The organism is Streptomyces sp. NRRL B-1140 (genome assembly GCF_001280065.1).
In the GTDB taxonomy this organism is placed as follows: domain Bacteria; phylum Actinomycetota; class Actinomycetes; order Streptomycetales; family Streptomycetaceae; genus Streptomyces.
Genome location: NZ_LGEA01000090.1, coordinates 175,054 through 201,797, shown reverse-complemented (window position 1 = coordinate 201,797; position 26,744 = coordinate 175,054). Strand labels below are relative to the sequence as shown.

The window sequence follows — 26,744 nt, the reverse complement described above, 5'->3', positions numbered from 1 at the left end:
AGACCAAGTTCGAGATTATGGCCGTTAGTTGAACATGTCCATACCAATCACGGGGCTGTTTCTCCCCGGCCGGCGCAGAACGCCACCGTCAGGTCCTTCACCAGCACCTTCCGCTCGTAGTCGTCGAGTTCGACCAGCCCCCGCGTCGTCAGCCGGGTCACCGTGTCCTCCACCGAGTCCACGACCGAGGAGAGCACGCTCGCCCGGTGCCGGGCGTCCAGCTGCGCGATCCGGCGGCGGTGCATCGCGGCGGCGATCTCGGGGGCGTACTCCACGCGGACCGGCTGCACGGAGAACACCTCCAGGCCGACCGGGGCGGCGTCCGCCGCCACCAGGCCGGTCAGCGCCTCGGCCGCGGCGTCCCCGGCGCCCCGCGGCCCGCCCGGCATCTCCACCGGCACCCGGGCCAGCGCCGCCTCGACGCACTCCCGCAGATACGTCTCATGGTCCTCCACGCCCAGCACGGCCCGGGCGGTGTCCCGCACCCGCCACACCACCAGGACGACCACCCGCAGCGCGACGCCGCTCCCGTCGGCCGCGGGCAGGGGCTCACTGCGCCAGTGCCGCAGGCGTACGTCCACCCGGCGGCGCAGCAGCAGCGGGTTGACCCACAGCAGGCCGGAGCGCCGGACCGTTCCCCGGTAGCGGCCGAACAGGCCCAGCACCCAGGCCCGCCCGGTGCGGCCCCGGGCCAGCCCGCCGAACCCGAACAGCCCGAGCGCCCCGGCGCCCGCGTACGCCGCCCACTGGGCGGGGCCGAGCCCGGCCCCGGTGTACGCGGGCAGCCGCAGCGCCTCCAGTACCAGCGGCGGCAGCACCCCGGCCCACCAGGACGTGGCCACGCACCCGGCCCCGCCACAGGCACCGGCCAGTACGCCCACCGCGCCGGGCAGCACCCGCGCGGGCCGCTCCACGAGGCCGGGGTCCGTCTCGGGCACCGGGCGCTTCGGGGCGGCCGCCGGGCGCCTGAGGCGCGGCTGCTCCCCCGTGCCCTGCCTGCGGCCGACGACCGCCGGCTTCACCGGCACCGGCGCGGGGTCGGGGTCGTCACGGAACAGCAGATGGACGGGGATCTCGGTGGTGGACTCGTTCTGGATGAGCCGGGCGGACCGGGCCGGTCCGTCGGCCGGCCCGTCGGACTCGGACGTGTGGGAAGTGGTCGTACTCATGCGTGCCTCCAGCCTCCGCGCCAGATGCGTCACAACGGTGGTCCGGATACGGACCCCTCGGGGCCGACCGGGATTCGGGGCCCGCCCGGAGGGGGCCGAAGGGGCTTTGGAGCCCTCCACTAAGGAGGCCTTCGAGCCCCGCGAGAGGGGGGTGCCTCGGTGTTCTACGAGAAGAGGCGCCGCCAGGTTTCCGGGCCCGGGTAGCCGTCCGCCGCGCCGCCCCGCCAGCCCTGGGTGCGCTGGAAGGCCTCGACGCCACGCCGGTCCGCCTCGCTCCAGGCCGGTCCCGGTCCGGTCCGGTAGAACCTGCCGAACCCCTTCCGCACGAGCTGCTCGCCCAGCCGGGTGACATAGGGGTTGTTCGCGCCGGGGCGGAACATCGCCCGCCCCGGGTAGCCGGGGACGCCGTGGGAGGCGGGCGGCGGACCGGTCACGTCGTCCTTCACGTCCTCGCCCTGGCCGGTGACCAGCAGCTCCCAGGTGCGCGCATCGGGCAGCCCGTCGGCCTCCACGCCGGTCCAGCCCTGGGCGAGCTGGAACGCCCGGGTCGCCCGCCGGTCGGCGCCGGTCCAGCGCGGCCCCGGGCCCGAGACGTACACGCTGCCGGCACCGCGATCGACGAGCATGCGGCCGAGCTGCGTGACGTACTCGTTGTTCGCCCCGGGGCCGAAGTACACCGCTCCCGGGTACGGCGTGGAGGCCGGGGCACCCGCCTGGCCGCCGTCCTTGCCGGGGGCCGGCTCCTGCGCGGTGACGCCCTTGTAGCGGTAGGGCACGTACCGGCTGGAGTTGTCCCAGTAGGCGTAGGGGGTGGACTGCCGGCGGGTGTGCGGGGGCGTCTGCTCGTAGGCGGTGTAGTGGGTGTGTGAGCTGTCCGTCCAGCCGCCGAAAATGGTGACGTGCGAACCCTTCTCGGGGTCGGACGCATTGTGGAACAGCAGAATGTCGCCCGGCTGGAGTTCCTTCTTGGAAATCTTCTCCCCGTACGCCGCGAGACTGCCCGTCCATTCGTTCCGGGGCAGCCGCCAGGCCATCGACACATAGCCGGAGCAGTCCTGCCGATAACCGTCGGACCAGTAGGCGCTCATGCTGTACGGCACCTTCGCCGCGACCCAGGTTTTGGCCCTGTTGATGATCTCCGTGCGCGTGATGGCGCTGGCCTCGGGGGCGACGGAGGACTCCGTCTGGCTGCCCGCGGGACCGTGCAGCGGAGACATGGCACCCTGCGGGGTGTCAGGCTCGTCACCTGCGGGAACACCCGGGCGGTGCGGGGCATGGGGGGCCGCTGCGGCCGGTACGGCGTGGCCCGCGCCGAGGGCGGCGGAGGCCGCGGCGGCCAGGGCGAGGGCCCGGTGCGCCGCCGGGTGGGCGCCGGCGCGGCCGGACCAGGAATGCGGGAGGGCGCGGCGCCAGTGGACGCATCCCGGGCAGTCGCAGTCGCTCGCGGGGTCGATTTCCTCGAATACCGGCGACTCCATGCGATTCCCCTCACACTTCCGGCGGAAAATACGGCGCCCGGGCACCGGAGGGGCGCGCGTGGCCAGTTTCGCAACTGTCTTCCGCACGCGCATGCTGACGGTCCGAATGATGTACACGGCCGCCTTGCCGGGGTCCCGTGCGCCCGGGAGGTGGTCAGGAGCACCTCCGGGCGTCCTGTAGGGTTACGACGTCAGCAGGCGCCGCTAGCTCAGTTGGTTAGAGCAGCTGACTCTTAATCAGCGGGTCCGGGGTTCGAGTCCCTGGCGGCGCACGTTGCCGGTGGCGGTTTGTGTTCGCGGAGACGCGAACACAAACCGCCACTGTTGTTTCCACGCGGCTCGCGCGGCGGGTGCTTCCGCCGCCCACACCCTCTTCGAGCTCTTCATCGACCGCCGGCCGGCCTGCGGGTCATCGCTGCGGCTCCCGCGGGCGGGACCTCGTTGAACTGAACGCCCTCGTCGGCCGTAAGGAAGAGCAGGCAGCGCGGGGAGCCGCCCCCGCCGGGACCGACCGCGATCCGATGCGGGCGGAGGAGACCATGAGAGAGCACTTCGGCACTCTTCGCGCCCGTCTACCGGCAACGTCTCCACACGGCCCCCACACGCGTCACAATGAACGCCTATGACCGTAACCAACGTGTTTCGCGTCTTGCGATCATGATGAGCGCCGTAGAATCTTGGCTTTCCGGTTTTACAGGATGCCGCGATTACACGGCAGTTGGGGGGATTCGGAGCCGGTTGCGCGCCGGGCGGGGATAGGGGCCCCGTTCATGAACCGATGCCGTGGGGGGCATCATGCAACCGGAAGGTCGCATTACCGTGTCTATAGGGTGTGGATGACGTGGTGACTGCGATCCACCACTGATACGTCTGTGAAGGTCGAGGGGGACCAGCAGCAGGCGGTAGGAAGCTACGAAACACGCGGCTGTCCGCGTGTGGGGGGATGATTCATGACGTCGAGGCCCACGGGTGCCCGGCAGGAGAACGACCCGTCCCAGACCACCCAGCTGAGGGTGCCGGCTCACCGGATGAGCACGACGGGGACGTTCCGGCGGATCAAGAAGACGCTGCCGAGATACGACTACGAGCACTACAGCCGGCTCGCCGGTCCCCTCACCCAGCCGGATCCGAACAAGCCGTACAAGGTGCAGTACCGCTCGCTCATCTCGCAGGAGCCGCACCGCATCCGCGTCGCCCTGATGCTGGCCGCGGCCCCGGTGCTGTCCCTGGTCCTGCTGTTCTGGCTGCTCCAGCCCGAGCACTGGACCGAGCGCGACTACCCGGCCTTCGACTGGCTGCCCGCGCTGGACATGGTCATGCTCGTCTCGATCGGCCTGATCGAGTTCTTCCGCTGCATGAACGTGCTGTCGAACGCGCACGCCACGCTGGTGGCCCGCGACCCTGTCCCGGTGGTGCCCGAGACCGGCACGAGAGTGGCCTTCCTCACCTCCTTCGTGCCCGGCAAGGAGCCGCTGGAGATGGTGACGAAGACCCTGGAGGCGGCCGTCCGGATCCGCCACCGGGGCCTGATGCACGTATGGCTGCTCGACGAGGGCGACGACCCCGATGTGAAGGCGGTCTGCGAGCGGCTCGGCGTGCACCACTTCTCCCGCAAGGGCGTCGCCAAGTGGAACCAGGCCAAGGGCCCGCACCGCGCCAAGACCAAGCACGGCAACTACAACGCCTGGCTCGAGGCGCACGGCGACGACTACGACTTCTTCGCCTCGGTCGACACCGACCACGTGCCGCTGCCCAACTACCTGGAGCGGATGCTCGGCTTCTTCCGCGACCCGGACGTCGGCTTCGTCATCGGCCCGCAGGTCTACGGCAACTACGACAACCCCATCACCAAGGCCGCCGAGTCGCAGCAGTTCCTCTTCCACGCGCTGATCCAGCGCGCCGGCAACCGCTACGGCTCGCCGATGTTCGTCGGCACGTCCAACGCCGTGCGCATCAAGGCGCTGAAGCAGATCGGCGGTCTGTACGACTCGATCACCGAGGACATGGCGACCGGCTTCGAGATGCACCGCCACAAGAACCCGGCGACGGGGAAGAAGTGGCGCTCGGTGTACACGCCGGACGTGCTCGCGGTCGGTGAGGGCCCGAGCGCCTGGACGGACTTCTTCACCCAGCAGATGCGCTGGTCGCGCGGGACGTACGAGACGATCCTGGGGCAGTACTGGAAGGGCTGGTACTCGCTGCCGCCGAGCAAGCTCTTCAATTACACGATGATGATCATCTTCTACCCGATGTCGGCCCTCAACTGGATCCTGGCGGCGCTGAGCTGCTGCCTGTTCCTGGGCCTGGGCGCCTCGGGTGTGAACATCGACCCGGCCGTGTGGCTGATGCTCTACGGCAACGCCTCCGCCCTGCAGATCGGGCTGTACGTCTGGAACCGCCGGCACAACGTCTCGCCGCACGAGCCGGAGGGCTCCGGCGGGGTGGCCGGCATGGTGATGTCCGCGCTGTCGGCGCCGCTGTACGCCAAGGCGCTGATCGACGCCGTGCTGCGGCGCAAGAGCAAGTTCGTGGTGACGCCCAAGGGCGACTCGGCGAGCCCGGACCGCTGGTTCGGCACGTTCCGCTACCACTGGTACTTCGTCGCGATCTTCGGTGGGTCGATCACGGCCGGCTTCGTCTTCGGTCACTCCCACCCCGCGATGATCATCTGGGCGACGTTCGCGCTGCTGATCACCGCCTCGCCGGTGTTCGCCTGGCGCTGGCAGCTGCGGCAGGACGCCAAGAAGCCCGCCGCCCCCGCCTCCGGAGAGCCGCAGGACCCTGCGGGACCGCCGCGGACGCAGCCGCTGCCCATCCCGCAGCAGCCGTCGGGCCACACCCCGCAGCGCAAGCCCTCGTGGGCCGCCACCCCGGGCGCACACGGGGAGGTCGGGGGATCCGACCAGACCATGCAGATCGCCCTTGGTGGACTTGGGGGACGTAAGGAATGAACGACCGTGCAGGCCGCCGCCGGGCCCGTCGACTCGCGATCGGCACGGCGGTGGTACTCGCGCTGGCCGGGATGAACGGGCCGTGGCTCTACCGCTTCAGCACCGAGAAATACCACCAGTACACAATCAACAAGCCGGAGTACAAGGCCGCCAACGGCAAGTGGGAGATAGTCGACTTCCCCGAGGAGTACCGGCAGAACACGATCCACGCGGCGCTGCTGCGCACCGGTAAGGTGCTGCTCGTCGCGGGGTCCGGCAACAACCAGGACAACTTCGACGCGAAGAAGTTCGACACCCGGATCTGGGATCCGGTCAGGGGCACCATCAAGAAGGTGCCCACGCCGGCCGACCTGTTCTGCACCGGCCACACCCAGCTCGCCAACGGCAATCTGCTGATCGCGGGCGGCACCAAGCGCTACGAGAAGCTCCAGGGTGACGTCACCAAGGCCGGCGGCCTGATGATCGTCCACAACGAGAACCCGGACGCGCCGATCACCCTGCCCGCGGGCACCACGTTCACCGGCAAGAAGAACGGCAAGACCTTCGTCTCCAAGGACCCGGTCCTCGTGCCGCGCGCCAAGAAGGTCTTCGACAAGGCGACCGGCAGGTTCCTGCGCAACGACCCCGGTCTCGGCCGGATCTACGTCGAGGCGCAGAAGCGGGGCAAGAAGTTCGAGACGGGCACGCAGGACAACTACCGCGTGCACGGCCTGAAGGGCGCCGACGCCAAGAACACCTACGGCATCGCCCAGAAGCTCGCCCTCGACAAGAAGGACTTCCAGGGCATCCGGGACGCCTTCGAGTTCGACCCGGTCGCCGAGAAGTACATCAAGGTCGACCCGATGAAGGAGGCCCGCTGGTACCCGACGCTCACCACCCTGAGCGACGGGAAGATCCTCAGCGTCTCCGGCCTCGACGACATCGGCCAGCTGGTCCCCGGCAAGAACGAGGTCTTCGACCCGAAGACGAAGAAGTGGACCTACACCGGCAAGGTTCGGCAGTTCCCGACCTACCCGGCGCTGTTCCTCATGCAGAACGGCAAGGTCTTCTACTCGGGGTCCAACGCGGGCTACGGGCCGGACAACGTGGGCCGTGAGCCGGGCGTGTGGGACGTCGACACCAACAAGTTCTCGAAGATCCCCGGCCTGAGCGACCCCACCCTGATGGAGACGTCGGGCACGGTGCTGCTGCCGCCGGCGCAGGACGAGAAGTACATGGTGGTCGGCGGCGGCGGTGTCGGCGAGTCCGAGAAGTCCAGCGAGAAGACCCGGATCGTCGACCTGAAGAAGCCGAACCCGCGCTTCGTGGACGGCCCGTCCCTGGACAAGGGCACCCGCTACCCGAACGCCTCGGTCCTGCCCGACGACAGCGTGCTGATCTCCGGCGGCTCGGAGGACTACCGCGGCCGCGGCGACTCCAACATCTTCGAGGCGCGGCTCTACGACGCGGAGAAGAACGAGCTGCGGCGGGTCGCCGACCCGCTGGTCGGCCGCAACTACCACTCCGGGTCGATCCTGCTGCCCGACGGCCGCGTCATGGTCTTCGGCTCCGACTCGCTGTACGCCGACAAGGCCAACACCAAGCCGGGCGTGTTCGAGCAGCGCATCGAGATCTACACGCCGCCCTACCTGTACGGCGACAAGGACCGGCCCGCGCTGTCGGGCGGTCCGCAGACCATCGAGCGGGGCTCCACGGGGACGTTCACCTCGTCGGACGCGGCGAAGGTCAAGAAGGTCCGGCTGATCCGGCCGAGCGCCGCCACGCATGTCACGGACATCGACCAGCGGTCGATCGCCCTGGACTTCAAGGCGTCCGGCGACAAGCTGACGGTGACCGTGCCGAAGAACCGCAACCTGGTCCAGGCGGGCTGGTACATGCTGTTCGTGACGGACGCCGACGGCACGCCGAGCAAGGCGCAGTGGGTCAAGGTGCCCTGACCGCCGACGGCACGACGAAGGGGCGCCCTCCGCGAGGAGGGCGCCCCTTGTCCTTGGGCCGGTGCGTCAGCCGCCCGGGCCGGGCCGGGTCAGGCGGTGGCCCTCGCCAGCTTCAGCGCGTAGTCGGCCCACCACTGGCCGGCCTTCGGGCCGCCCTTGCACTCGCCGTCGGACTCGCCCGGCCGCTTCACCCACAGGTAGGCGTCGACCAGCGGGTCCGCCGTCTTCGTCGTCGGGGTCTCGCCCAGGGAGCGGCCCGGCGGGTTGCACCAGCGCTCGTCGGGCTTGCCGTCGCTGTAAGGGCCCTTGCCGTTGCGGCTGGTGTCGATGACGAAGTGCTTGCCGCCGACCTTGGCGGAGAGCTGCTTGCCGTAGGCGATGGAGTCCTCGGTGGAGTAGAAGTTGGAGACGTTGACCGCGAAGCCGTCGGCCTGGGCGATGCCCGCGCGGTTCAGGGATTCGAAGATCTGGTCGGGTTTCTGCCAGCCGGCGTTGCCCGCGTCCAGGTAGACCTTCGTGTGCTTCAGCGACGTCAGCTTGGCGACGGCGCCCTTGAGGAGGTCGTAGCGCTCCTCGTGGAACTGCTCCGGGGTGCAGCCGTCGACCAGGTGGAGCAGGGCGTCCGGCTCCAGGACGACCGTGGCGGGCCGGTCGCCGATGCCCTCGGCGACGCCGTCGATCCAGTCCCGGTAGGCGTTGCCGTCGGCGGCGCCGCCCTGCGAGTACTGGCCGCAGTCGCGGTGCGGGATGTTGTAGAGGACGAGCAGGGCCGTGCGGCCGGCCTTGCCTGCGGCCTCGGTGAAGCCCCGGACCTGCTCCTGCGGGTCGTCCGGGACGACCCACTCGGCGACCGGCTGCTCGGCGATCTTGCGGATCTGCTCGGCGTCCTGCTTCTTGCCGGACTTCTCCAGGGCCGCGACCTCCCGGGCCGCCGTCCCGTCAGGATTGACCCAGAAGGGGGCCTTTTCCTTGGGCTGTTGGGTGATCCCGGCGCCCGCGTCGCCGCGCTCGTCCGATCCGTCTCCTCCGTCGGAGGAGGAACACCCCGTCACCAGCAGTGCCGCCCCCAGCACCACTGCGGACATCCGCCTCCCGGCGAACGCCCCGGCCCCCCTGCTGCCGTACATCCAACTCCCCCTTGGGTGCACCGTTCCAAGTCTCAATCCTGACATACGTCCCGCGACGCCCACGAGGCGAACCCGTCGGCGCGATGACGCAGCGCCACCGCGGAGGGACGTGATGTGATCCGGCCGCCGGGCCGGGGCGGCCCTTCGGTCCTGAAGCCTCCACAGCACATGCCCGGCCTCCGGCCGGAGATTCACCCACCGTGGCCGCCGTGTCCTGCCGCGCGGCTCACCGGGTCGCTACGGGCCGGTTCCCGTCAGGTACGCCGAGACGACCACGTTCGCCGTGTAGCTGCGGGTCGTACGGTCGAAGCTGCCGCCGCAGGTGATCAGACGCAGCTCCGCCCGCCCCGACTCGCGGGGGCCGTACGCCTGGTGGGCGTCGAAGCGGTCGCGGGTGAGGACCTGGACGGACTCGACCGTGAACTCGGCGATCCTGGCGTCGGCCCGGACCACCCGGATCGTCTGGCCCGGCCGCATGGCACTGACCTTGTAGAAGACGGCAGGCCGGGACTCGGTGTCGGCATGACCGACCATCAGCGCGGTACCGGGCGCCCCGGGTGCGACCCCGCCGGCGTACCAGCCGACCACGCCCGGCTGGTCGTACGGCGGCGGATCGAGCGCCCCGCGTGCGTCGAGACCGCGCGCGACCACGGGTGCCTGGACGCCGAGGCCGGGAATGTCGACCCGCTGCGGCAGCGCGTCGCCCAGCGGGCGGTGCTCCGGCGGCAGCTTGATGTCCGGGGGCCGTCCGGCCGCCGCCATGTCACCCGTGGCGGGTGCCGCGATGCCGTGCCGCATCTCCGTGACCTCGCGGCCCCACAGCCACAGTCCGAGCAGCAGCACGACCCAGGCCATGCCGGTCAGCAGACGGCCGGTACCCGGGAAACGTCTCTGTACGTGATCGCGCTCGTCCATGGTCAGTCCGTCCCGCGGCCCCGGCGGGCCCCGCGCAGCGCGAGGACCACCGCGGCGGCCGCCCCGGCGAGCACGAGTCCGGTCACCCCCTGTGCCGTACCGGGACCGGCGCCGCGCCCCTCGGCGGCGAGGGAGTCGGCGGCACCGCCACCACCCGCCCGGACGGGGGCGACGGGCGAGGCGGGCGCGCCGGGCCGGTGAGAGGAGAGCGCCTCCTCCTCGTCGGTGCCGGGTGCGGACGGCTGCCCGCCCTTGCCGGGCACGGCGGGCTGTCCGCCCTTCCCGGGGGCGGGGGGCTGCCCGCCCTTGCCGGGGGCGGGTGGCCGGCCACCGGCCCCGGGCACCACGGCGGGCGGGGCGCCTGGCACGGCAGCCCGCGGGGCCCCGGACTGTCCCGCCCCATGTCCCGGTTGGCGGTCCTGGACGGTGAACGTGCCGGTCCGCCGCGTGGCACCGCAGGTGACCCGCACGGCGTACGAACCCGCCTTGAGGGTGGAGCGGACGCGGCTGTCGCCGACGAGCTCGCCGGCGCCGGCGAGAGTGAGCCGCGCGTCCGCGACGAACGCCGCGGAGGCGGCCACCGCCGTCCGCTGGGCGCAGCCGGTCACGCGGAGCGTGACGTCACTGCCGGGGGCGGGGCGCGCCGGGGTCACCGACACGCTCCCCGTGTCCGCCGCGTACGCCGCCGGTGCGAGGGCGACGACGGCCAGGACGCTCGTACAGACAGTGACTCTCAGGGAACCCATCGTGAACCTCCAGACGCCTGGAGCCTCCCCCGCCCGGTGGGCCGCCGCATCCTCAGGGACGCGGCGGCTGCGCCGTACGGGTGACCGAGGGTTTGAGCCCCGCCCGCCTACCGGGCCCGGGGTGTCAGACCCGGTCGACGAGGTCCGCGATCGAGTCCACGACCTGCGAGGGCCGGTACGGGAAGTCCTCGACCTGTTCGGGCCGGGTCAGGCCGGTGAGCACGAGGAACGTCTGCATCCCGGCCTCCATGCCGGCCAGCACGTCGGTGTCCATACGGTCGCCGATCATCGCGCTGGTCTCGGAGTGCGCCCCGATGGCGTTCAGCCCGGTCCGCATCATCAGCGGGTTGGGCTTGCCCGCGAAGTACGGCTTCTTGCCGGTCGCCTGCGTGATCAGGGCGGCCACGGCGCCGGTCGCGGGCAGCGGGCCCTCGGTGGAGGGCCCGGTCTCGTCGGGGTTGGTGCAGATGAACCGGGCGCCGCCGAGGATGAGCCGCACGGCCTTCGTCATCGCCTCGAAGGAGTACGTGCGGGTCTCGCCGAGGACGACGTAGTCCGGCTCGTGGTCGGTCAGGATGTAGCCGATGTCGTGCAGCGCGGTGGTCAGCCCGGCCTCGCCGATGACGTACGCCGACCCGCCCGGCCGCTGGTCGTCCAGGAACTGGGCGGTGGCCAGGGCCGAGGTCCAGATGCTCTCGATCGGCACCTCCAGGCCCATGCGGCGCAGCCGGGCGTGCAGGTCGCGCGGGGTGTAGATCGAGTTGTTGGTGAGGACCAGGAAGGGCTTCCCGGACTCGCGGAGCTTCTTCAGGAAGGCGTCGGCGCCGGGGATCGGAACGCCCTCGTGGATGAGCACACCGTCCATGTCGGTGAGCCACGATTCGATGGGCTTGCGGTCTGCCATGTGCGGGATCTCCTGCCGTACGCGGTCCAGCGTGCGACCCAGCCTAAACAGTGCCGGGATCTTGCGGAACGCCCCGTGTACGACGTCCCGACTGGCGGGACGGGCCTGGCTACGGTCCTTCCGGTGGGTCTCCGCGGCGGCGGCGTGCGACGAGCAGTGCCGCGCCGCCGGCGAGCAGCAGGACCGCGGAGGCCGCGGCGACCCGGGTGCCGGTGCCGGTGCGGGCCAGTTCCTCCGCGAACGGGAAACGGTCCTCGCGGGGCGGGACGGACGCCTCGGAGTCGGGGCGGGGCTCCCTGTCCGTGTCCGTACCCGTATCCGTATCGGTGTCGGTGCCGGTCCCCGGCTCGCCGGCGTCGATCCGGAACCGGTAGTCGTCCGACTGCCCGACCCAGTCGCCGTCGTCGTCGTGCCGCTGCACGACCGCGGCGTTGGCCGTGACCTCGTTGGGCACGGCGTCCGAGGTGAGCGTGAGCCGCACCTTCACGGTGACGGTGTCGCCCGGTCCGACGGTGAACCCGGCGAAGCCGTCCTCCTCACCGGTGAACGCCCCGACGAGTTCGTCCTCGTCCGTCTTCTCGAAGCGCACGGTGCGGGCGTGCGGCCCGTCGAAGAATTCGAGGCGCGGCTGGGACGGCTCCAGGGCCCGTTCGGCGTCGACGAGCACCACGACGGGGTGGATCCCCGCGCAGGTCCGGTCGGTCGTGTTGGTCAGGTCGACGGAGAAGGTCCCGAACCCACCACCGGCCGTGTAGGAGTCCGGGCCGCCGTGGATGCGGGTGGTGAGCGGGAAGGTGTGATCGTCGGGCGCGGCACAGGCGGGCGCCGGGGCCTCCGCGTGCGCCGAAGGTGCACCGGGAAGCAGGACGGCAGCCGCCGCTGCCGCCGCCAGGCAGAAGTGAGCGGGCGTGCAGAGTCGCATGATGATGTGACATTCCGAGCGGAGGGGCTCACGAGACACCACCACCGCGAACCGGCCCCGAACGGCGGCTCGGATCCGCCCGGTCGGCGGACAGCCGTTCCTGCCGCCCGTCGGACGACGCGCCTTACCGACCCCGGGTCCCAGCCCGTCTCAGACTCCACCCCGCCCGAACACCGGCCCCAGCACCAGCTGAGCCGCCCCCACCGCCACGGCCCCGTCTCCCCCGGCGGTGACGCGTACCGGTACGGCGCCCTGGCCCGTTCGCCGGGCCCGGGCCTCCAGCACCGCGCCGACCCCGCCCGCGAAGGCCTCCGGCGCCGCCGCCACCGTACGGCCGCCGAGCAGGACGACGTCGATGTCGAGGAGCCCGACGAGGTTCGCCGCGCCGGCCCCCAGCACCCGCGCCGCCTCAGCCAGGTCGCCGCGTGCCACGGCACCGAGGCACAGGGCCTCGACACAGCCCCGGTCCCCGCAGGTGCAGGGCGGACCGTCGAGCTGGATCACCTGGTGGCCGAACTCCCCGGCCCCGGTCCTGGCCCCCCGGTGCACGCTGCCGCCGATGACCAGACCGGCCCCCAGCCCCGTACCGAGGTGCAGGTAGGCGAAGGAGCCGCACTCCCCTCCGGCGGCGAGGCCCAGCGCCGCCGCGTTGGTGTCCTTGTCGACCACGACCGGCACCCCGAGCCGCTCCTCCAGCGCCTCACGCAGCGGGAAGCCGTCCCACTCGGGGAATCCGGTCACCCGGTGCAGCACCCCCCGGCCGTGATCGAGGGGCCCGGGCAACGCGGCCCCGACCCCGAGCAGGGACGGGTCGAGCACGGAGAGTCCGTGCCGGGGGACCGGGTCGCGCCCGACCGGCAACACCCCCGCCACCGCCTCCCGCACCGCGGCCAGTACGGCCTCCGACCCCGCCCCCAGATCCAGCGCGGCCCGCCGCTCCGCCACCACGGTCCCCCGCAGGTCGACGCGCACGACCCGCACCTCGTCCCGGTCCAGATGGACCCCGACCGCGTGTCCGGCCTCCGGCACCAGCCGCAGCACCGTGCGCGGCTTGCCCCCGGTCGACGCCCGGCGTCCGGCCTCCGCCGCGAGCCCGTCCTCCCGCAGCCGTGCCGTGATCTTGCTGACGGCCTGCGGCGTGAGCCCGGTCCGCTCGGCGAGTTCGAGACGGCTGATGCCCCCGTCCCCGGCGGTCCGCAGCAGGTCGAGCACCAGCGCGGCGTTGTGGCTGCGCAGGGAGAGCAGGTTCACCCCGCCGCCGCTCCCCGCCACGGCCGTACCGGCCGCTCCCGCAACTCCGGACCCGGCCGTACCGGCCGCTCCCGCCCGGGCTGTACCGGCCGCTCCCGCAGCTCCCGCCCCGCGCATCCCGCCCACTCCGCCCGTACGGTCGTCCGCCCTGTCCACGCCCCCCATTGTCCCCGGCGCTTGCACTTTCGCAACAGCGTTGCGAAAGTGGGTGGCATGACTGGCACCCCCCTCGGCACAGCCCCCGGTTCGCCCCTTCGCGTCGGCCTCGTCGGCTACGGCCTCGCCGGCTCCGTCTTCCACGCCCCGCTGATCGCCGCCACGGAGGGCCTGACCCTCGACACGGTGGTCACCTCCAGCCCGGAGCGGCAGCGGCAGGCCCGGGGCGAGTTCCCGGACGTACGCCTCGCGGCCACACCGGACGAGTTGTTCGCCCGGGCCGCCGAGCTGGACCTGGTCGTCGTCGCGTCCCCCAACAAGACGCACGTGCCGCTCGCGACGACCGCGCTGCAGGCCGGCCTGCCGGTCGTCGTCGACAAGCCCGTCGCGGGGACGGCGGCCGAGGCCCGCGCGCTCGCCGCCCTCGCCGAGGAGCGCGGCCTGCTCCTCTCCGTCTTCCAGAACCGCCGCTGGGACAACGACTTCCTGACCCTGCGCAAGCTGCTGGCCGAGGGCGAGCTGGGCGACGTGTGGCGGTTCGAGTCCCGCTTCGAGCGCTGGCGGCCGAAGCCGAAGGGCGGCTGGCGGGAGTCCGGCGACCCTGCGGAGATCGGAGGTCTGCTCTACGACCTCGGCAGTCATGTCGTCGACCAGGCCCTGGTCCTGTTCGGCCCGGCGGCCTCCGTGTACGCGGAGACGGACATCCGCCGCCCGGGCGCCGAGACCGACGACGACACCTTCATCGCGATCACGCACGCCGGCGGCGTCCGCTCCCACCTCCACGTCTCCGCGACGACCGCCCAACTGGGCCCCCGCTTCCGCGTCCTGGGCTCCAGCGCCGGATACGTCAAGTACGGCCTCGACCCCCAGGAGGCGGCGCTCCGGGACGGCCTGCGTCCCGGCCCCGGCTGGGGCGTGGAGCCCGAGTCGCTGTGGGGCCGTGTGGGCTCGGGCGAGTCCCCGGTCACCGGCGGCGGCCGCGCCGAACCCACCCTCCCGGGCGACTACCCGGCTTACTATGCGGCCGTGGCGAAGGCCCTGCTGGAGGGCGCCCCGAACCCGGTGACCGCGCGGGAGGCGGCCGCCGCCCTGGACGTCCTGGAGGCCGCTCGTCGTTCGGCCCTCGAGAAGGTGACGGTGACCCTGTGACCCACAAGAACACCCCCTCCCACAGCCAGGGGCTCACCCCGAAGTTCCACCCGGAACTCACCCCGAGCCTGGAAGAGCTGGAGAAGCAGGAACGCATCCTGGTGTTCCGCCAGTTCACGCACGACGACGCCTGGGCGCTCGGCTCGCTCCTCGTCGAGATGGCCCGGGAACGCCAGGCCCCCGTCGCCATCGACATCCACCGCTCCGGCCAGCAGCTCTTCCACGCGGCACTGGCGGGCTCCACTGCGGACAACGACGCCTGGATCGCCCGCAAGCGCCGGGTGGTCGAGCGCTACGGCTCCGCCTCCTACCTGGTCGGCGCCCGCTTCCGCGCCAAGGGCAGCACGTTCGAGGAGTCCTCGCGCCTCGACCCCGACACCTACGCGGCCCACGGCGGCTCCTTCCCGATCACCGTCGAGGGCGTGGGCGTGATCGGCGCGGTGACGGTCTCGGGACTGCCGCAACTCGACGATCACCGCATGGTGGTGGAGGCACTGGAGCGGTTCCTGGACCGCTAGGCCGTTCATGGAATGAGCGGAGATTCCCTCCGGTTGGCACCCGTGTACGCGTGATCAAGCATGGCGCCCCTACCGGAGGGAACCCCACCGATGACCACCCCCCTGAAGGAGACGCTCGGCCGGTACGGCATCTGGAGCGTGGGCCTGCGCTCCGAGGACCCGGACCGCCGTGGCGAACTCGCCGAGACCGCCGCCGAACTGGAGGAACTCGGCTACGGCGCCCTCTGGCTGGGCGGCAACAGCTCCGCCGCCAACGCCGCCCCGCTCATCGAGGCGACCTCGAAGATCAGGGTCGGCACCAGCATCCAGAGCATCTGGCAGCACGAGCCGGACGCCTCCGCGTCGGCCTTCGCGGACCTGGAGTCGTCCCACCCCGGGCGTTTCCTGCTGGGCCTCGGAGTGAGCCACGCCAAGCGGGTGGAGCAGTACGCGCGCCCCTACTCGGCCCTGGTCGCCCACCTCGACGGTCTGGACGCCGCCGGAGTGCCGGAGGACCGCCGCCTGCTGGCCGCCCTGGGCCCCAAGTCGCTGCGGCTGGCGCGCGACCGGGCGGCGGGCTCGATCCCGTACCTGGTCACCCCGGAGCACACGGCGCACGCCCGCGAGATCCTGGGCAAGGCCCCGCTGCTGGCCCCGGAGCTGGGCGTCGTCCCGGAGACGGATCCGGCCCGCGCCCGCGCCCTGGCCCGCGAGTTCCTCGAGATCTACCTCCCGCTGCCGAACTACACCAACAACTTCCTGCGGCACGGCTTCACCGAGGACGATCTGAAGGACGGCGGCAGCGACCGCCTGGTCGACGCCCTGTTCGCCTGGGGCGACGACACCGCGATCCGCACGAGGATCGACGCCTTCTTCGAGGCCGGCGCGGACCACGTCGCCCTCCAGGTCCTGACCGGCGAGCCCCGCGACGCCCTGCCGAGGAAGGCGTGGCGCGACCTGGCGTCCGTACTGGCGTGAGGGGAGCGCCCTGAGGGGCGCGGGGAACTGCGCGACCAGCCACGGACGGCCCGCGGCCGCCAGCGGACCGCAGTCCCCCGCCCCTCCCAGCGGAGCGCCTACGCGTCCTTGAACTCCTGCCGCTGCCGCCCGAGCCCCTCGATCTCCAGCTCCACGACATCCCCGGCCCGCAGGAACGGCTTCGGCTCGGGTGCCCCCAGCGCCACGCCCGCAGGCGTCCCGGTGTTGATCACATCGCCCGGGTACAGCGTCATGAACCGGCTGAGGTAGCGCACGACCTCCCCGACGGGGAAGATCTGCTCGGCAGTCGTCCCGTCCTGCTTCAACTCCCCGTTGACCCACAACTTGAGGGACAGATTCTGCGGGTCCGGCACCTCGTCCGCCGTCACCAGCCACGGCCCGAGCGGGTTGAACGTCTCGCAGTTCTTCCCCTTGTCCCAGGTCCCGCCGCGCTCGATCTGGAACTCCCGCTCGGACACGTCATGCGCCACGGCGTACCCGGCGACATGCGCGAGCGCCTCCTCCACGGTCTCCAGATACCTGGCCGTACGCCCGATGACGACGGCCAGCTCGACCTCCCAGTCGGTCTTGAGGGACCGGCGCGGCACGAGGACGGTGTCGTACGGCCCGACCACGGTGTCCGGCGCCTTCATGAAGAGGACCGGCTCGGCGGGCGGCTCGGCACCGGTCTCGCGCGCGTGGTCGTGGTAGTTCAGCCCGATGCAGACGATCTTGCCGATGCGCCCCAGCGGCGGCCCGACCCGCAGCCCGGTGGCGTCCAGTACGGGCAGGTCACCGGCGTCGGCGGCGGCCCGGACCCGGCCGAGCGCCTCCTCGTCGGCGAGCAGCGTGCCGTCGATGTCCGCGACGACGCCCGACAGGTCCCGCAGGGCCCCCTCGGCGTCGAGCAGCGCGGGCCGCTCCGCCCCGGCCGTACCGACTCGCAGCAGCTTCATGATCAGTCTCCCTCGATCGCGGGCGCCCGGCCGATGCGCGCGGCCCGGATGCGGCGGGGCGGACCCATCGGAGGACTGGTCGATCGTCCAAGCTCCCCGTGCACTCCGCAATACCCCGTTCACGTACTGGACCGGGCCCGCCGGGTCACCGGTACAGCACGGCCCGCTCCACGGCACTCCACGTCGTACTGGTGACGACGTACAGTGCGGCGGCCAGCGGTACGACGGCCACGGTGACCAGCGTGAAGAACGACATGAACGGCATCACCCGGCTCACCGCCCCCAGCCCGGGCAGCTGCTCCCCGTCACCGGCCGGGGCGACCGGGTTGGCGGCCATCATGCGCTTGCTGAGCCCGTAGCTGAACGCGGCGACGCAGGCCACGACCACGAACAGCCCGGCGTAGACCAGCCCCGCGCCACTGAGAAGACCGCCGTCGAGCGCGTCCGTCCACCGCTCCCCGAGCGGAGCCGCGAACAGACGGTGGCCGAGCAGCGCGTTGGCCTCGCCGCCGATCGTGTCGCTGGAGAACAGGTGGTAGAGCAGGAAGAAGGCCGGGATCTGGAGCATCCCCGGCAGGCAGCCGGCCAGCGGCGACACCTTCTCCTCGGCGTGCAGCTCCAGCACGGCCTTCTGGAGCCTCTCGGGATTCCTGCCGTGCTTCCTCCGCAGCTCGGCGATCTTCGGCTGGAGCGCGGCCCTCGCCTTCTGGCCGCGCGCGGCGGCCCGGGACAGGGGGTGGACGAGGAGGCGTACGAGCGCGGTGAACAGGACGATCGCAGCGGCGGCGGCCGAGGCGCCGCACAGCGGCTGGAGCAGGTCGGCAAGGTGCTCGACCAGGCTGGCGAAGACGGACATGGGTGAGCCCTCCGGGGGTCTCGTCGTGCCGGAACAGATCAGGGCGGCATGACGACCCGCGCGGGGTCACTTCAGGTGGAGAGGTACCCCAGCGCGACGGTCGCCCGGAGGGCGTGACCGGGTGCCCGGGGCCGGGTGCGCCCCCGGGCGTCGGGATCGCGTTGTGGCAGGAACGCCGTACGCCGGTCCCGGTCGCGGATGGCCGTACGCACCCGGGTGCGCGGCACGGCGGGCGCGCAGCGCGAAGCGGCGACGGCGCAGAGCGCGAAGGCGGCCGAAGCGGCGGCGGTGGCGGCGAGGGCGACGGTGGCGGAGAGGCTGCCGGTGTCGAGCAGGGCCACTTCGACGAGCAGGAAGAGCAGCGCGAGGGCGGGACGCAGCGTCGCCCAGCTCCGGTTCACCGGCCGCCCCTCCCGCTCGTACGTGTGTATGTCCTCTCGTTCGTTATACAGGATCACTCTCCCGAGCAGACCGGCGACTTCTTAAACGGGTTTGAAGAAGGTTCGTCAGAACTCTCGACAACCCACACGCCACACCCGATGCTTCTCGTCACCCGACAACGGGCCCCCTCGCGACGCCGGGCCGGGGACCGGCGTGCGCCCTCATCTCCCTTACGGAGGAGCCGTGATACGACGCAGAAGTCTGCTGGCCGCAGCAGGCGGAACGTTCCTCGGCAGCGCCCTGGCGACAGGCACCGCGCACGCGGACGCCACGATCGCCGTCAACCCGTCGACGACGTACGGCACCTGGGAGGGCTGGGGCACCTCCCTCGCCTGGTGGGCCAACGTCTTCGGCGCCCGGGACGACTTCGCCGACCTGTTCTTCACCACCAAGTCCGTCACGTACAACGGCCGTTCCCTGCCCGGCCTGGGCCTCAACATCGCCCGGTACAACCTCGGCGCGTGCAGCTGGAACAGCGTCGGCGGCGAGACGATGGTGAAGTCGCCCAACATCCCCGCCTTCAAGCAGATCGAGGGCTTCTGGCAGGACTGGAACAACGAGGACCCCACCTCCTCCGCCTGGAAGTGGACGGCGGACGCCAACCAGCGCGCGATGCTGGTGAAGGCGACGCAGCGGGGGGCGATCACCGAACTGTTCGCCAACTCCCCGATGTGGTGGATGTGCTCCAACCACAACCCCTCGGGCGCCTCGGGCGGCGGCAACAACCTCCAGACGTGGAACTACCGCCAGCACGCCTCCCACTTGGCGGCGACGGCGCTGTACGCGAAGTCGAACTGGGGCGTGAACTTCGCGACGGTCGACCCCTTCAACGAGCCGGCCTCCACCTGGTGGACCGCGACCGGCACCCAGGAGGGCTGCCACATGGACCCGGCGGTCCAGGCCGCCGTACTCCCCTACATGCGCAGCGAGCTGGACAAGCGCGGCCTCACCGGCCTGCGCATCGCCGCGTCGGACGAGACGAACTACGACACGGCCCGCTCCACGTGGTCGTCCTTCAACGCGACGACCAAGGGCCTGGTCTCCCAGGTCAACGTGCACGGCTACCAGGGCTCGGGCGGCCGCCGCGACCTGCTCTACACGGACGTGGTGACCACCTCCCGCAAGAAGCTGTGGAACTCCGAGACGGGCGACAGCGACGGCACGGGCCTGACGATGGCCTCCAACCTCTGCCTGGACTTCCGCTGGCTGCACCCGACGGCCTGGTGCTACTGGCAGGTCATGGACCCGTCCACGGGCTGGGCGATGATCGCCTACGACGCGAGCACCCTCCAGCCGACCACCGTCCAGACCAAGCACTATGTGATGGCCCAGTTCAGCCGCCACATCCGCCCCGGCATGACGATCCTGGACACGGGCGTGGACTACGCGGTGGCGGCGTACGACGCGACGGCCCGACGCCTGGTGATCGTGGCGGTGAACACCTCCACCTCCGCCCAGACCCTGACCTTCGACCTCTCCCGCTTCTCGACGGTGACGGGCAGCACCGGGGGCGTGGTCCCGCGCTGGAACACGCTCACGACGGGCGGCGGCGACCTCTACACGGCACGCTCGGACATCCGCCTGAACGGCAAGTCGGTCAGCGTGCCATTCGCGGCGAAGTCGGTCCAAACCTTGCAAATCGACGGCGTGACCCTCTAGTCCTGGGGTCGACGGGCCGGCGACGGCGGTTCGGGACGAGTCGTGAAGCCGGGGTGGCGAGCGGAGGGAAAGTCGGGAGGCCGAGTGGTCTGGCCTGCGCATCTCTCACGCTCGTCACCTCCCGGCAGTACGGTGTCCCCCATGCGCCCCGACACGCCTGCCGAAAACGTCGACCACACCGCCGAGGCGGCACGCCTGGAGCGGACCGCCGGCCTGTATCCCGAGGACGCCGAGGCCCTGCTGCTGCGGGCGGCGGCCCACCTGGAGCTCTCCGGCGACCGCCCCACCGCGACCACCCTCTACGACCGCCTGCTGTCCTCCCCCGACGGCCTGGAGAACCCCCACCTGGTGCGGGCGCTCAAGGCCTCGAACCTGTGGGAGTACGGCCACGAGGCCGAGGCCCGCGCGATCATCGAAGGTGTCCGGGCAGCGTCCCCCAAGGACCCGGCCCCCTGGGTGATCGTCGCGGAGTCCCTGGAATCCCACGACGAACTGGAAGCGGCCCACGAGACGTTCACGGAGGCCGTGCACCGCCTCCTGACGGACGTCGAGGAGCCCCCCTACGCCACCCATCCCCTCCTCTTCGGCCGCCACCGCGTACGGCGCATGCTCGGCAGGTCCCACGACGAGTGGGACGCCCTGGCGGACTCGGTCCACTCCCTCCCGATCACCCTGGACGAACTCCACGACCCCAAGCGCGTGTGGTCCCTGGGCTCGGAGAACCCGGCGGAACTGGAGGCGGAGATCCTCCGCCTCCGAGCAGAACTGGGCGCGTACCGGGAGGCCCTCTCCCGCCCGTTCCCGGTGGCGATCCTGCACTGGCCGGCGAACGAGCTGACGGAACTCCTGGAGGCCTATCCGTCCCTGTCGACGGAGTACCCGTCCCACGCCGACCACCTGGTCTCGATAGAGCAGTCGCTGCGCGAACTGTCCTCCTCCGGCACCCCGAACCTGGGCATCGTCACGGGCACGGTCCCGTCGTACGAGGCCTTCGCGGCGTCGGAGCTTTCGTCTCCGACGGATGCGACGCTGCTGCCGCAGTACGCGACGACACTGGCGGCTCGGGGGCGGGCGGTGGCTTGGCCGCCGCAGTCGGGGGCGGGTTGCTGGTGTGGGTCGGGCCGGCCCTACGGCCAGTGCCACGGCGGTACGGCCTGACACGGGCAGAAGCCACCGGCAGGCAGCCGCTAAACCAACCCGGCGTGGCGACCCCGCAGACGCGCCCGCCACGCCGGGCATCTGCCCAGCGCACGGCGGCGCTCCCCATCGCCAGAGTAGGAAAGCGTCCTGCTCAGGCTCCCACGGCCAGATCCCACGAGACGGCCGTAGGAGAACCCGCCCAGCCCCCGCCCTCAGTCCTCCAGATTGAGGCGATGCCGTGTTCCTCTAGGTACTCGGCGTAGTGCCCTATGTCTTCCGTGAAGAGGGCTACAAGGTGCGGCTTCGGCTCACCGCGCTTCAGGTGCCAGTAATAGCTGTACTCAAACAGCTGCCCCACTGCCTCACGGACGGCTTGCGTTGTGTTGCCCTTCTTGACGGCTTTGCCCTCCACAAGCCAACAGCGCCGCTGATCCACGGCGGGACGGCGCAGAACTAGGTCCCTGGGATACATGCCGAGCGTGATCGGCTGATACCCGCGCATCACCACGTGAAGGCCGAAGTCTTTGATGAGCTCTTCGTGGTGCCGTTCTCTGCGCCGACGGCCGCCCTTGATGTGGACGTAGTAGTCGCTGCTGTCGTTCGGGCGAAAGCCGTCGAGGGGGTCATCAGCGGGGGAAGGGAGATGGCCCTGCCCTTCGTAGACGATGGGCTCGTCATCCGGTGGCTGCTGGAGCCAGACGCGATGGCTTGCGGCGGCGTCGCGGAGCAACAGAGATGCCACTCGGAGTTCCTCTGCGAGGACTTCCTCCGCTGGCAGGTTCGCGATCTCGTACCGCCGTGCCGCCACGCTGGCGGCCTCGTACGCGCGGGGGCGTTCGAGCCTGGAGTTGAAGGTCGGCGTGTCAGCCCAACGCGCGGCTAACTCGGGTTCCAAGCCCGCTCTGAGGTGCCTTGCCCGCCGCTTCAGTTCCCTCAGCCGGTCGCCCAGCTTGGGGTATGCGTCCGAAAGCCTTGTCACACCCTGCTGCAACGTGAGGGTCACGGAGGTTCGGGTCGAGTCGAAGATGTAGGCGAGATACAAACCCTCCTGGGCCTGCGTATTGATCGACTCGCCAAACACGCCGATCCACGGGGTGCTACTCGCAGACCCCTGCCCTCCCTTCCCTGACGCGACGAAGCCATGAGGTAAGGGCAGATCGGACATCCTCTCCACCTCCCGAAGGAGGTCTTGGGCTGGAACCCCCCTGCCTATACCAGCCTCGGGATCGTAGGTCTCTGCTATGCGTATGAGCAGGTCACGTAAGTGCACGCTCAAAACGTAGCCCGCCGCGATCAGTTGCGCCTCCAAAAAGATCGACATCGCGCATATCGACGACCGAACCTGTCCAGCGGGAGGCCGCTGTGTGCCCACACTCACTGCTCTGTCAGTGCCTCTTGATAGAACGGCCTCATCGATCGACGCGATCAATCGGGGGAGCCTGCCTGTGTCTGAGAGCCGCACTGACCTCTCTGCCCCAGCCGATGGACTGTACGAGCAGCTGATCACGCTCCGCTTCGAGCAGCAGTTGAAGGAGCTGGCCAGCTTCGGATGGCATCCCATCAGCGAGTCCGTGGGGCCTGAATCTGTGCCGCACGTCCTCGCGCGACACATCGGGGGAACGGTTCGGCAGGTATTGCAGAACCTTCCGGCAGAGGAGCGGGTCTTCGCGGCGAACCACATCCTGGAGTCGGTCAGCACTCTGCACGGCGCCAAGGAGTGGGTGGACTTGGTCGCAGACGGACCGCGCCAGCTCCTCGCGATCACCCAGCAAGAAGCGCCCGGTGTCTTCGCCGTACGCCCAGGCATCCCGCTCTCCGACGCTGCTCTGATCACCAACTCGCCAGAAGATCCGAGCCTCGGCTTCGAGCTGCGCGCGGAGCTCGCAACCGCCGATCGCGTGGACCTCCTGTGCGCCTTCGTGAAGTGGCATGGGCTGCGCATCATTGAGCAGTCACTCAAGGCCGCCCATGCACGAGGCGTGCCGATACGGGTCATCACAACGACCTACATCGGTGCCACCGAGCGGCGCGCGTTGGATCGGCTCGTGGAAGAGTTCAACGCGCAGGTCAAGGTCAACTACGAGACCCGCTCGACCCGACTACACGCCAAGGCATGGCTGTTTCGCCGCAAGAGCGGATACGACACGGCGTACGTGGGCAGTTCCAACTTGTCCAAGGCAGCGCTTCTCGATGGCCTGGAGTGGAACGTCCGCCTCTCCTCCGTCGCCACGCCTGACGTGATGCGCAAGTTCGAGGCGACCTTCGACGCCTACTGGAGTGACCCGTCCTTCGAGGTGTACGACCCGCAGGCCGATGGCGAGCGCCTCCAGGAAGCCCTGGCGATCGCAGGCGGAACATCCTCGACGTCCGCGGCTCAGCGTGGAATCACCTTGTCAGGGCTGGAGGTACGGCCCTATCCCCACCAGCGCGACATGCTGGAGCGGCTCGAAGTCGAGCGGGAGGTGCATGACAGGCACCGGAACCTGCTGGTGGCAGCCACTGGCACGGGCAAGACCGTGATGGCAGCGCTGGACTACAAGCAACTTCGTAAGAAGCATGGCCGTGACCTGCGGCTCCTCTTCGTCGCCCACCGCAAGGAAATCCTCGATCAGTCGATGAGGACCTACCAAGACGTCTTGGTGGACGCGAACTTCGGCGAATCGCTACACAGCGGTGAAATCCCGGAACGCTGGTCACATGTCTTCGCCAGCGTGCAGTCGCTCAGCACCAAGGGCCTGGTCCGTCTCGCTCCGGATCACTTCGATGTGATCGTCATCGACGAGTTCCACCACGGAACCTCACCGACGTACCGAAAGATCCTCGATCACTTCCAACCGCTGGAACTCCTAGGGCTCACGGCCACACCTGAGCGCATGGACGGCAAGAACATTCAAGACGAGTTCTTTAACGGCCGGATTGCAGCCGAAATGCGCCTGTGGGAGGCGCTGGAAAATGATCTACTCAGCCCCTTCCACTATTTCGGCATCAGCGACACCACAGACCTCAGCACGGTGGAGTGGAAGCGCGGAGCGTATGACCCGACCGCGCTGAGCAATGTGTTGTCGAGCAACGCCAGGCGTGCCCGGCTGGTGGTGAAGGCCGTTCGGGAAAAGCTGTCCGACCCCAGCACCATGCGGGCGTTGGGGTTCTGTGTGTCAGTAGCCCACGCTCACTTCATGGCCGAGGTCTTCCGGACGGCTGGCCTTGAGGCCATCGCGCTATCTGGGGAGACGCCGGCCAGGCAGCGCAAGCAGGCACTGAGCGACCTGGCGTCGGGCAGGCTCCAGGTGATCTTCTCGGTCGACCTCTTCAACGAAGGCCTCGACATCCCGGATGTAGACACCCTGCTGCTTCTGCGTCCCACGTCCAGCGCCACGGTGTTCTTGCAGCAGCTTGGCCGTGGACTCCGCCGATCTGAAGGCAAGGCGGTGCTGACCGTCCTGGACTTCATCGGGCAGCATCGCAAGGAATTCCGCTTTGAGAACCAGTTCCGAGCACTCACCAACTTGACCCGCAAACGACTGCTCGACCACATCGAGCATGACTTCCCCCAGCTGCCCTCGGGCTGTCAAATCATCCTTGAGGAGAAGGCGAGGAAGGCGATCATCGCCAACATCAAGGATCAGATCGGGGTCAACGTCACTGCGCTAGCGCGCGAAGTTGCGGACTACGGAGAGTCCACGCTCAGCCACTACCTGGAAGAGAGCGGCCGTGAGCTGAAGGAGATCTATCGAGGAAACGGAAATTCCTGGACCGGCCTTCTACGCCGCGCAGGACTCCTCAAGGGCGAGGCGCCTGAAGGCGAAGCAGCGCTTCTCAAGCGCGTCCCTGCATTCCTACACGTGGACGATCCACTGCGTGTAGCCGCATACACCCGGATGCTGGCAGATGACGCGCCTTCCTATGGCGAGCTCGATGAGCAGGGGCAGGCGTATGCCCGCATGCTCTTCTTCCAGCTCTGGCCGCTCGGCGGTGTGACCCGCAAGGGCTTCGCCAGCTACGACTCCGGTTTCGCGGCGCTCCGCAAACAGCGAGCCGTGCGAAGTGAACTCCGCGAGGTGTTGGCATACAACCTGGCCCACACGGAGCACGTCCCCATTCCACTGCTCGGGCTCGGGGGCGACACGGGGATCCCACTGACCGTCCACGCCTCGTATAGCCGCGAGGAGATCCTGCCTGCTCTGGGGCAGTCCGCTATCGGCGGCTTCATGCCCGGCGATTTCCGTGAGGGCGTGAAATGGTGCGAGTCTGTGAAGACCGACGCCCTTCTCATCACCCTGGAGAAGGATGAGAAGGACTTCTCCCCCCAGACCCGCTACCACGACTATGCCCTCAGCGAGACCCGCTTCCACTGGGAGTCGCAGAACCAGACTTCGGAGACATCTCCCACCGGCCTTCGGTACCAGCGTCACGCCGCTGAGGGTAGCCACGTCCTGCTCTTCGTGCGCCGCTACAAAAACACAGACATCGGCGGCGCTCAACCATGGATGTTGCTCGGCCCTGCCGAGTATGTGGAGCACACGGGCAGCAAGCCGATGGCCATCACATGGCAGCTGAAGCACTCGATCCCGGCGGACGTCTGGACGTACTCAGCTATCGCCGGGTGATGCCCGTCGATAGCCTGCCGCCGCATGTGAGGCACTTACCGAAATGGCGCAGTGCCATGTTCGGCGCAGCTCCCAGGGCCCATTCCGCGAACCGGCACCGATGGCGCACGCTCTCGTTGTCCTCACTCATCCAACCTGTTTGCCTGCACCTGTGGCCCGTCCTCTCCCGTGTCGTCGTCCCGGCCGCGATCGCCGTCATCGTCGTCGTCTGTCGACCGCGGCAAACGGGCCCCTCGGCTGTCAGCGATCCGCAAGACATCGCCAAGGCACTGCGTGGCGGCGCGGAGCGCACGGCGTACCGCGTCCTCCCCGGACTTCTGGTCCTCCAAGACGGCTTGAGCGCCCTTGAGCACGAGGGCGCCGTCTTGCAACTGGTCCGCTTCGATCTCGTCCGCGAGGCGTGCCAGTGGGCCAGGAGCGCCGTGGGTGGACAGGAAGCACGGCTTGCCGGAGTCGTTCTCCCATGGCAGCAGCCGCAGTCCGGGAGTGACCGCGAGAACGCTGTCCCGGTCGTAGCTCATCAGGCTGCCACCTCCGCACAGTGGGTCCAGCGTGGAGCGATATCGACTCCGCACGTGACGACCACGAGCGTTCGCCGCCGCGATCGCCGTCGACGTTCCTTCTCACGGCGCTCGTGGGCGACGAGGTAGGGGCGGACGAGGCCGATGTCCTCGCCCCGGAGCGCAGGCGGGTATCGGTGAGAGGCAAGCGCTGTGTCCTGCGATCGCGTCACGCGACGTGAACCAGGGGCTCTGTGGCGCCCTGAAGCACGAAACAAGAACCGCAGCAATGGTTCGAGGAGTCCGGCGATACCGTGGGCCATGTCATCAACCCTTCTCGTTGGTGGCCGCGCCCCCGGACCGTCGCCACGGTCGCGGGGGTCTGCTCGTCATGCGTCCACCACA

Annotated in this window: 21 protein-coding genes and 1 tRNA gene; 9 read left to right on the top strand and 13 right to left on the bottom strand. The window is 70.0% G+C overall.

Annotated elements, in window-relative coordinates:
- Positions 1 to 47 precede the first annotated feature (47 nt).
- Together ADK65_RS11750 and ADK65_RS11745 are read right to left on the bottom strand one after the other, a co-directional pair.
- The gene (locus ADK65_RS11750; RefSeq protein ID WP_053669924.1) at positions 48 to 1,169 is read right to left on the bottom strand and encodes an SPFH domain-containing protein; all 1,122 of its coding nucleotides are present in this window, start codon (positions 1,167 to 1,169) and stop codon (positions 48 to 50) included.
- A 164-nt stretch (positions 1,170 to 1,333) separates the two neighbouring features.
- Positions 1,334 to 2,647 carry a peptidoglycan-binding protein gene (locus tag ADK65_RS11745; RefSeq protein WP_053669923.1) on the bottom strand — a complete coding sequence of 438 codons (1,314 nt, stop codon included), beginning with the start codon at positions 2,645 to 2,647 and terminating at the stop codon, positions 1,334 to 1,336.
- Positions 2,648 to 2,845: 198 nt separating this feature from the next.
- On the opposite strand from ADK65_RS11745, the gene ADK65_RS11740 reads away from it, so the two are divergent.
- From ADK65_RS11740 to ADK65_RS11730, 3 genes are all read left to right on the top strand, one after another.
- Positions 2,846 to 2,919: transfer RNA gene (locus tag ADK65_RS11740), tRNA-Lys, on the top strand.
- Positions 2,920 to 3,597: 678 nt separating this feature from the next.
- A complete protein-coding gene (locus ADK65_RS11735; protein WP_053669922.1) occupies positions 3,598 to 5,598 on the top strand; it encodes a glycosyltransferase family 2 protein in 2,001 nt (666 codons plus the stop codon).
- The gene (locus ADK65_RS11730) at positions 5,595 to 7,535 is read left to right on the top strand and encodes a kelch motif-containing protein (RefSeq protein ID WP_053669921.1); all 1,941 of its coding nucleotides are present in this window, start codon (positions 5,595 to 5,597) and stop codon (positions 7,533 to 7,535) included. The genes ADK65_RS11735 and ADK65_RS11730 overlap by 4 nt, the downstream gene beginning before the upstream one ends.
- A gap of 89 nt (positions 7,536 to 7,624) precedes the next feature.
- On the opposite strand, the gene ADK65_RS11725 is transcribed toward ADK65_RS11730, so the two are convergent.
- The 6 genes from ADK65_RS11725 to ADK65_RS11700 all read right to left on the bottom strand — a co-directional run bounded on the left by ADK65_RS11725 (position 7,625) and on the right by ADK65_RS11700 (position 13,517).
- Positions 7,625 to 8,662 (bottom strand): glycoside hydrolase family 6 protein, encoded by a 1,038-nt coding sequence (locus tag ADK65_RS11725; protein WP_053669920.1) that lies wholly within the window; start codon positions 8,660 to 8,662, stop codon positions 7,625 to 7,627.
- Positions 8,663 to 8,899: 237 nt separating this feature from the next.
- Positions 8,900 to 9,577, bottom strand: coding sequence for a class F sortase (locus ADK65_RS11720; RefSeq protein ID WP_053669919.1), 678 nt, complete (start codon positions 9,575 to 9,577; stop codon positions 8,900 to 8,902).
- Between the two features lie 2 nt (positions 9,578 to 9,579).
- The gene (locus ADK65_RS11715; protein WP_053669918.1) at positions 9,580 to 10,323 is read right to left on the bottom strand and encodes a hypothetical protein; all 744 of its coding nucleotides are present in this window, start codon (positions 10,321 to 10,323) and stop codon (positions 9,580 to 9,582) included.
- Positions 10,324 to 10,447: 124 nt separating this feature from the next.
- On the bottom strand, positions 10,448 to 11,227 hold the full coding sequence (locus ADK65_RS11710; protein WP_053669917.1) for an HAD-IIA family hydrolase: 780 nt from the start codon (positions 11,225 to 11,227) through the stop codon (positions 10,448 to 10,450).
- A gap of 109 nt (positions 11,228 to 11,336) precedes the next feature.
- Entirely contained in the window at positions 11,337 to 12,149 is an 813-nt protein-coding gene (locus ADK65_RS11705) for an LPXTG cell wall anchor domain-containing protein (protein WP_053669916.1), read from the bottom strand.
- 150 nt (positions 12,150 to 12,299) lie between these two features.
- Complete coding sequence (locus tag ADK65_RS11700) at positions 12,300 to 13,517, bottom strand: ROK family transcriptional regulator (RefSeq protein ID WP_078955919.1); 1,218 nt, start codon at positions 13,515 to 13,517, stop codon at positions 12,300 to 12,302.
- A 96-nt stretch (positions 13,518 to 13,613) separates the two neighbouring features.
- On the opposite strand from ADK65_RS11700, the gene ADK65_RS11695 reads away from it, so the two are divergent.
- From ADK65_RS11695 to ADK65_RS11685, 3 genes are all read left to right on the top strand, one after another.
- Positions 13,614 to 14,705 (top strand): Gfo/Idh/MocA family oxidoreductase, encoded by a 1,092-nt coding sequence (locus ADK65_RS11695; RefSeq protein ID WP_053669914.1) that lies wholly within the window; start codon positions 13,614 to 13,616, stop codon positions 14,703 to 14,705.
- The gene (locus ADK65_RS11690; protein ID WP_053669913.1) at positions 14,702 to 15,223 is read left to right on the top strand and encodes a heme-degrading domain-containing protein; all 522 of its coding nucleotides are present in this window, start codon (positions 14,702 to 14,704) and stop codon (positions 15,221 to 15,223) included. Before ADK65_RS11695 ends, ADK65_RS11690 begins: the two co-directional genes overlap by 4 nt.
- Before the next feature lie 90 nt (positions 15,224 to 15,313).
- Positions 15,314 to 16,180, top strand: coding sequence for an LLM class F420-dependent oxidoreductase (locus ADK65_RS11685; RefSeq protein WP_053669912.1), 867 nt, complete (start codon positions 15,314 to 15,316; stop codon positions 16,178 to 16,180).
- Between the two features lie 98 nt (positions 16,181 to 16,278).
- On the opposite strand, the gene ADK65_RS11680 is transcribed toward ADK65_RS11685, so the two are convergent.
- The 3 genes from ADK65_RS11680 to ADK65_RS11670 form a co-directional block, all read right to left on the bottom strand.
- Positions 16,279 to 17,136 (bottom strand): fumarylacetoacetate hydrolase family protein, encoded by an 858-nt coding sequence (locus ADK65_RS11680; protein ID WP_053669911.1) that lies wholly within the window; start codon positions 17,134 to 17,136, stop codon positions 16,279 to 16,281.
- Between the two features lie 145 nt (positions 17,137 to 17,281).
- Positions 17,282 to 17,992, bottom strand: coding sequence for a YidC/Oxa1 family membrane protein insertase (locus ADK65_RS11675; protein ID WP_053669910.1), 711 nt, complete (start codon positions 17,990 to 17,992; stop codon positions 17,282 to 17,284).
- Positions 17,993 to 18,063: 71 nt separating this feature from the next.
- A complete protein-coding gene (locus ADK65_RS11670; RefSeq protein ID WP_053669909.1) occupies positions 18,064 to 18,393 on the bottom strand; it encodes a DUF6412 domain-containing protein in 330 nt (109 codons plus the stop codon).
- 223 nt (positions 18,394 to 18,616) lie between these two features.
- Here ADK65_RS11670 and ADK65_RS11665 point away from each other — a divergent pair, with 223 nt between their 5' ends.
- A complete protein-coding gene (locus ADK65_RS11665) occupies positions 18,617 to 20,092 on the top strand; it encodes a beta-1,6-galactanase (protein WP_107092268.1) in 1,476 nt (491 codons plus the stop codon).
- A 141-nt stretch (positions 20,093 to 20,233) separates the two neighbouring features.
- Positions 20,234 to 21,250 carry an SEC-C domain-containing protein gene (locus tag ADK65_RS11660; protein WP_053669907.1) on the top strand — a complete coding sequence of 339 codons (1,017 nt, stop codon included), beginning with the start codon at positions 20,234 to 20,236 and terminating at the stop codon, positions 21,248 to 21,250.
- A 133-nt stretch (positions 21,251 to 21,383) separates the two neighbouring features.
- Here the strand turns inward: ADK65_RS11660 and ADK65_RS11655 are convergent, their stop codons facing one another.
- Entirely contained in the window at positions 21,384 to 22,553 is a 1,170-nt protein-coding gene (locus ADK65_RS11655) for an MrcB family domain-containing protein (RefSeq protein WP_053669906.1), read from the bottom strand.
- A 118-nt stretch (positions 22,554 to 22,671) separates the two neighbouring features.
- Here ADK65_RS11655 and ADK65_RS11650 point away from each other — a divergent pair, with 118 nt between their 5' ends.
- Positions 22,672 to 25,839, top strand: a complete 3,168-nt coding sequence (locus ADK65_RS11650; protein WP_078955926.1) for a DUF3427 domain-containing protein — start codon at positions 22,672 to 22,674, stop codon at positions 25,837 to 25,839.
- A gap of 122 nt (positions 25,840 to 25,961) precedes the next feature.
- Here ADK65_RS11650 and ADK65_RS11645 read toward each other — a convergent pair whose 3' ends face one another.
- On the bottom strand, positions 25,962 to 26,360 hold the full coding sequence (locus ADK65_RS11645) for a hypothetical protein (RefSeq protein ID WP_053669904.1): 399 nt from the start codon (positions 26,358 to 26,360) through the stop codon (positions 25,962 to 25,964).
- Positions 26,361 to 26,744: the final 384 nt, after the last annotated feature.

Coding starts and splice junctions, on each gene's coding strand:
- ADK65_RS11750 (WP_053669924.1), bottom strand. CDS start 1,169: ATGAGTACGACCACTTCCCACACGTCCGAGTCCGACGGGCCGGCCGAC.
- ADK65_RS11745 (WP_053669923.1), bottom strand. CDS start 2,647: ATGGAGTCGCCGGTATTCGAGGAAATCGACCCCGCGAGCGACTGCGAC.
- ADK65_RS11735 (WP_053669922.1), top strand. CDS start 3,598: ATGACGTCGAGGCCCACGGGTGCCCGGCAGGAGAACGACCCGTCCCAG.
- ADK65_RS11730 (WP_053669921.1), top strand. CDS start 5,595: ATGAACGACCGTGCAGGCCGCCGCCGGGCCCGTCGACTCGCGATCGGC.
- ADK65_RS11725 (WP_053669920.1), bottom strand. CDS start 8,662: ATGTACGGCAGCAGGGGGGCCGGGGCGTTCGCCGGGAGGCGGATGTCC.
- ADK65_RS11720 (WP_053669919.1), bottom strand. CDS start 9,577: ATGGACGAGCGCGATCACGTACAGAGACGTTTCCCGGGTACCGGCCGT.
- ADK65_RS11715 (WP_053669918.1), bottom strand. CDS start 10,323: ATGGGTTCCCTGAGAGTCACTGTCTGTACGAGCGTCCTGGCCGTCGTC.
- ADK65_RS11710 (WP_053669917.1), bottom strand. CDS start 11,227: ATGGCAGACCGCAAGCCCATCGAATCGTGGCTCACCGACATGGACGGT.
- ADK65_RS11705 (WP_053669916.1), bottom strand. CDS start 12,149: ATGCGACTCTGCACGCCCGCTCACTTCTGCCTGGCGGCGGCAGCGGCG.
- ADK65_RS11700 (WP_078955919.1), bottom strand. CDS start 13,517: ATGCGCGGGGCGGGAGCTGCGGGAGCGGCCGGTACAGCCCGGGCGGGA.
- ADK65_RS11695 (WP_053669914.1), top strand. CDS start 13,614: ATGACTGGCACCCCCCTCGGCACAGCCCCCGGTTCGCCCCTTCGCGTC.
- ADK65_RS11685 (WP_053669912.1), top strand. CDS start 15,314: ATGACCACCCCCCTGAAGGAGACGCTCGGCCGGTACGGCATCTGGAGC.
- ADK65_RS11680 (WP_053669911.1), bottom strand. CDS start 17,136: ATGAAGCTGCTGCGAGTCGGTACGGCCGGGGCGGAGCGGCCCGCGCTG.
- ADK65_RS11675 (WP_053669910.1), bottom strand. CDS start 17,992: ATGTCCGTCTTCGCCAGCCTGGTCGAGCACCTTGCCGACCTGCTCCAG.
- ADK65_RS11660 (WP_053669907.1), top strand. CDS start 20,234: ATGCGCCCCGACACGCCTGCCGAAAACGTCGACCACACCGCCGAGGCG.
- ADK65_RS11655 (WP_053669906.1), bottom strand. CDS start 22,553: ATGTCGATCTTTTTGGAGGCGCAACTGATCGCGGCGGGCTACGTTTTG.
- ADK65_RS11645 (WP_053669904.1), bottom strand. CDS start 26,360: ATGAGCTACGACCGGGACAGCGTTCTCGCGGTCACTCCCGGACTGCGG.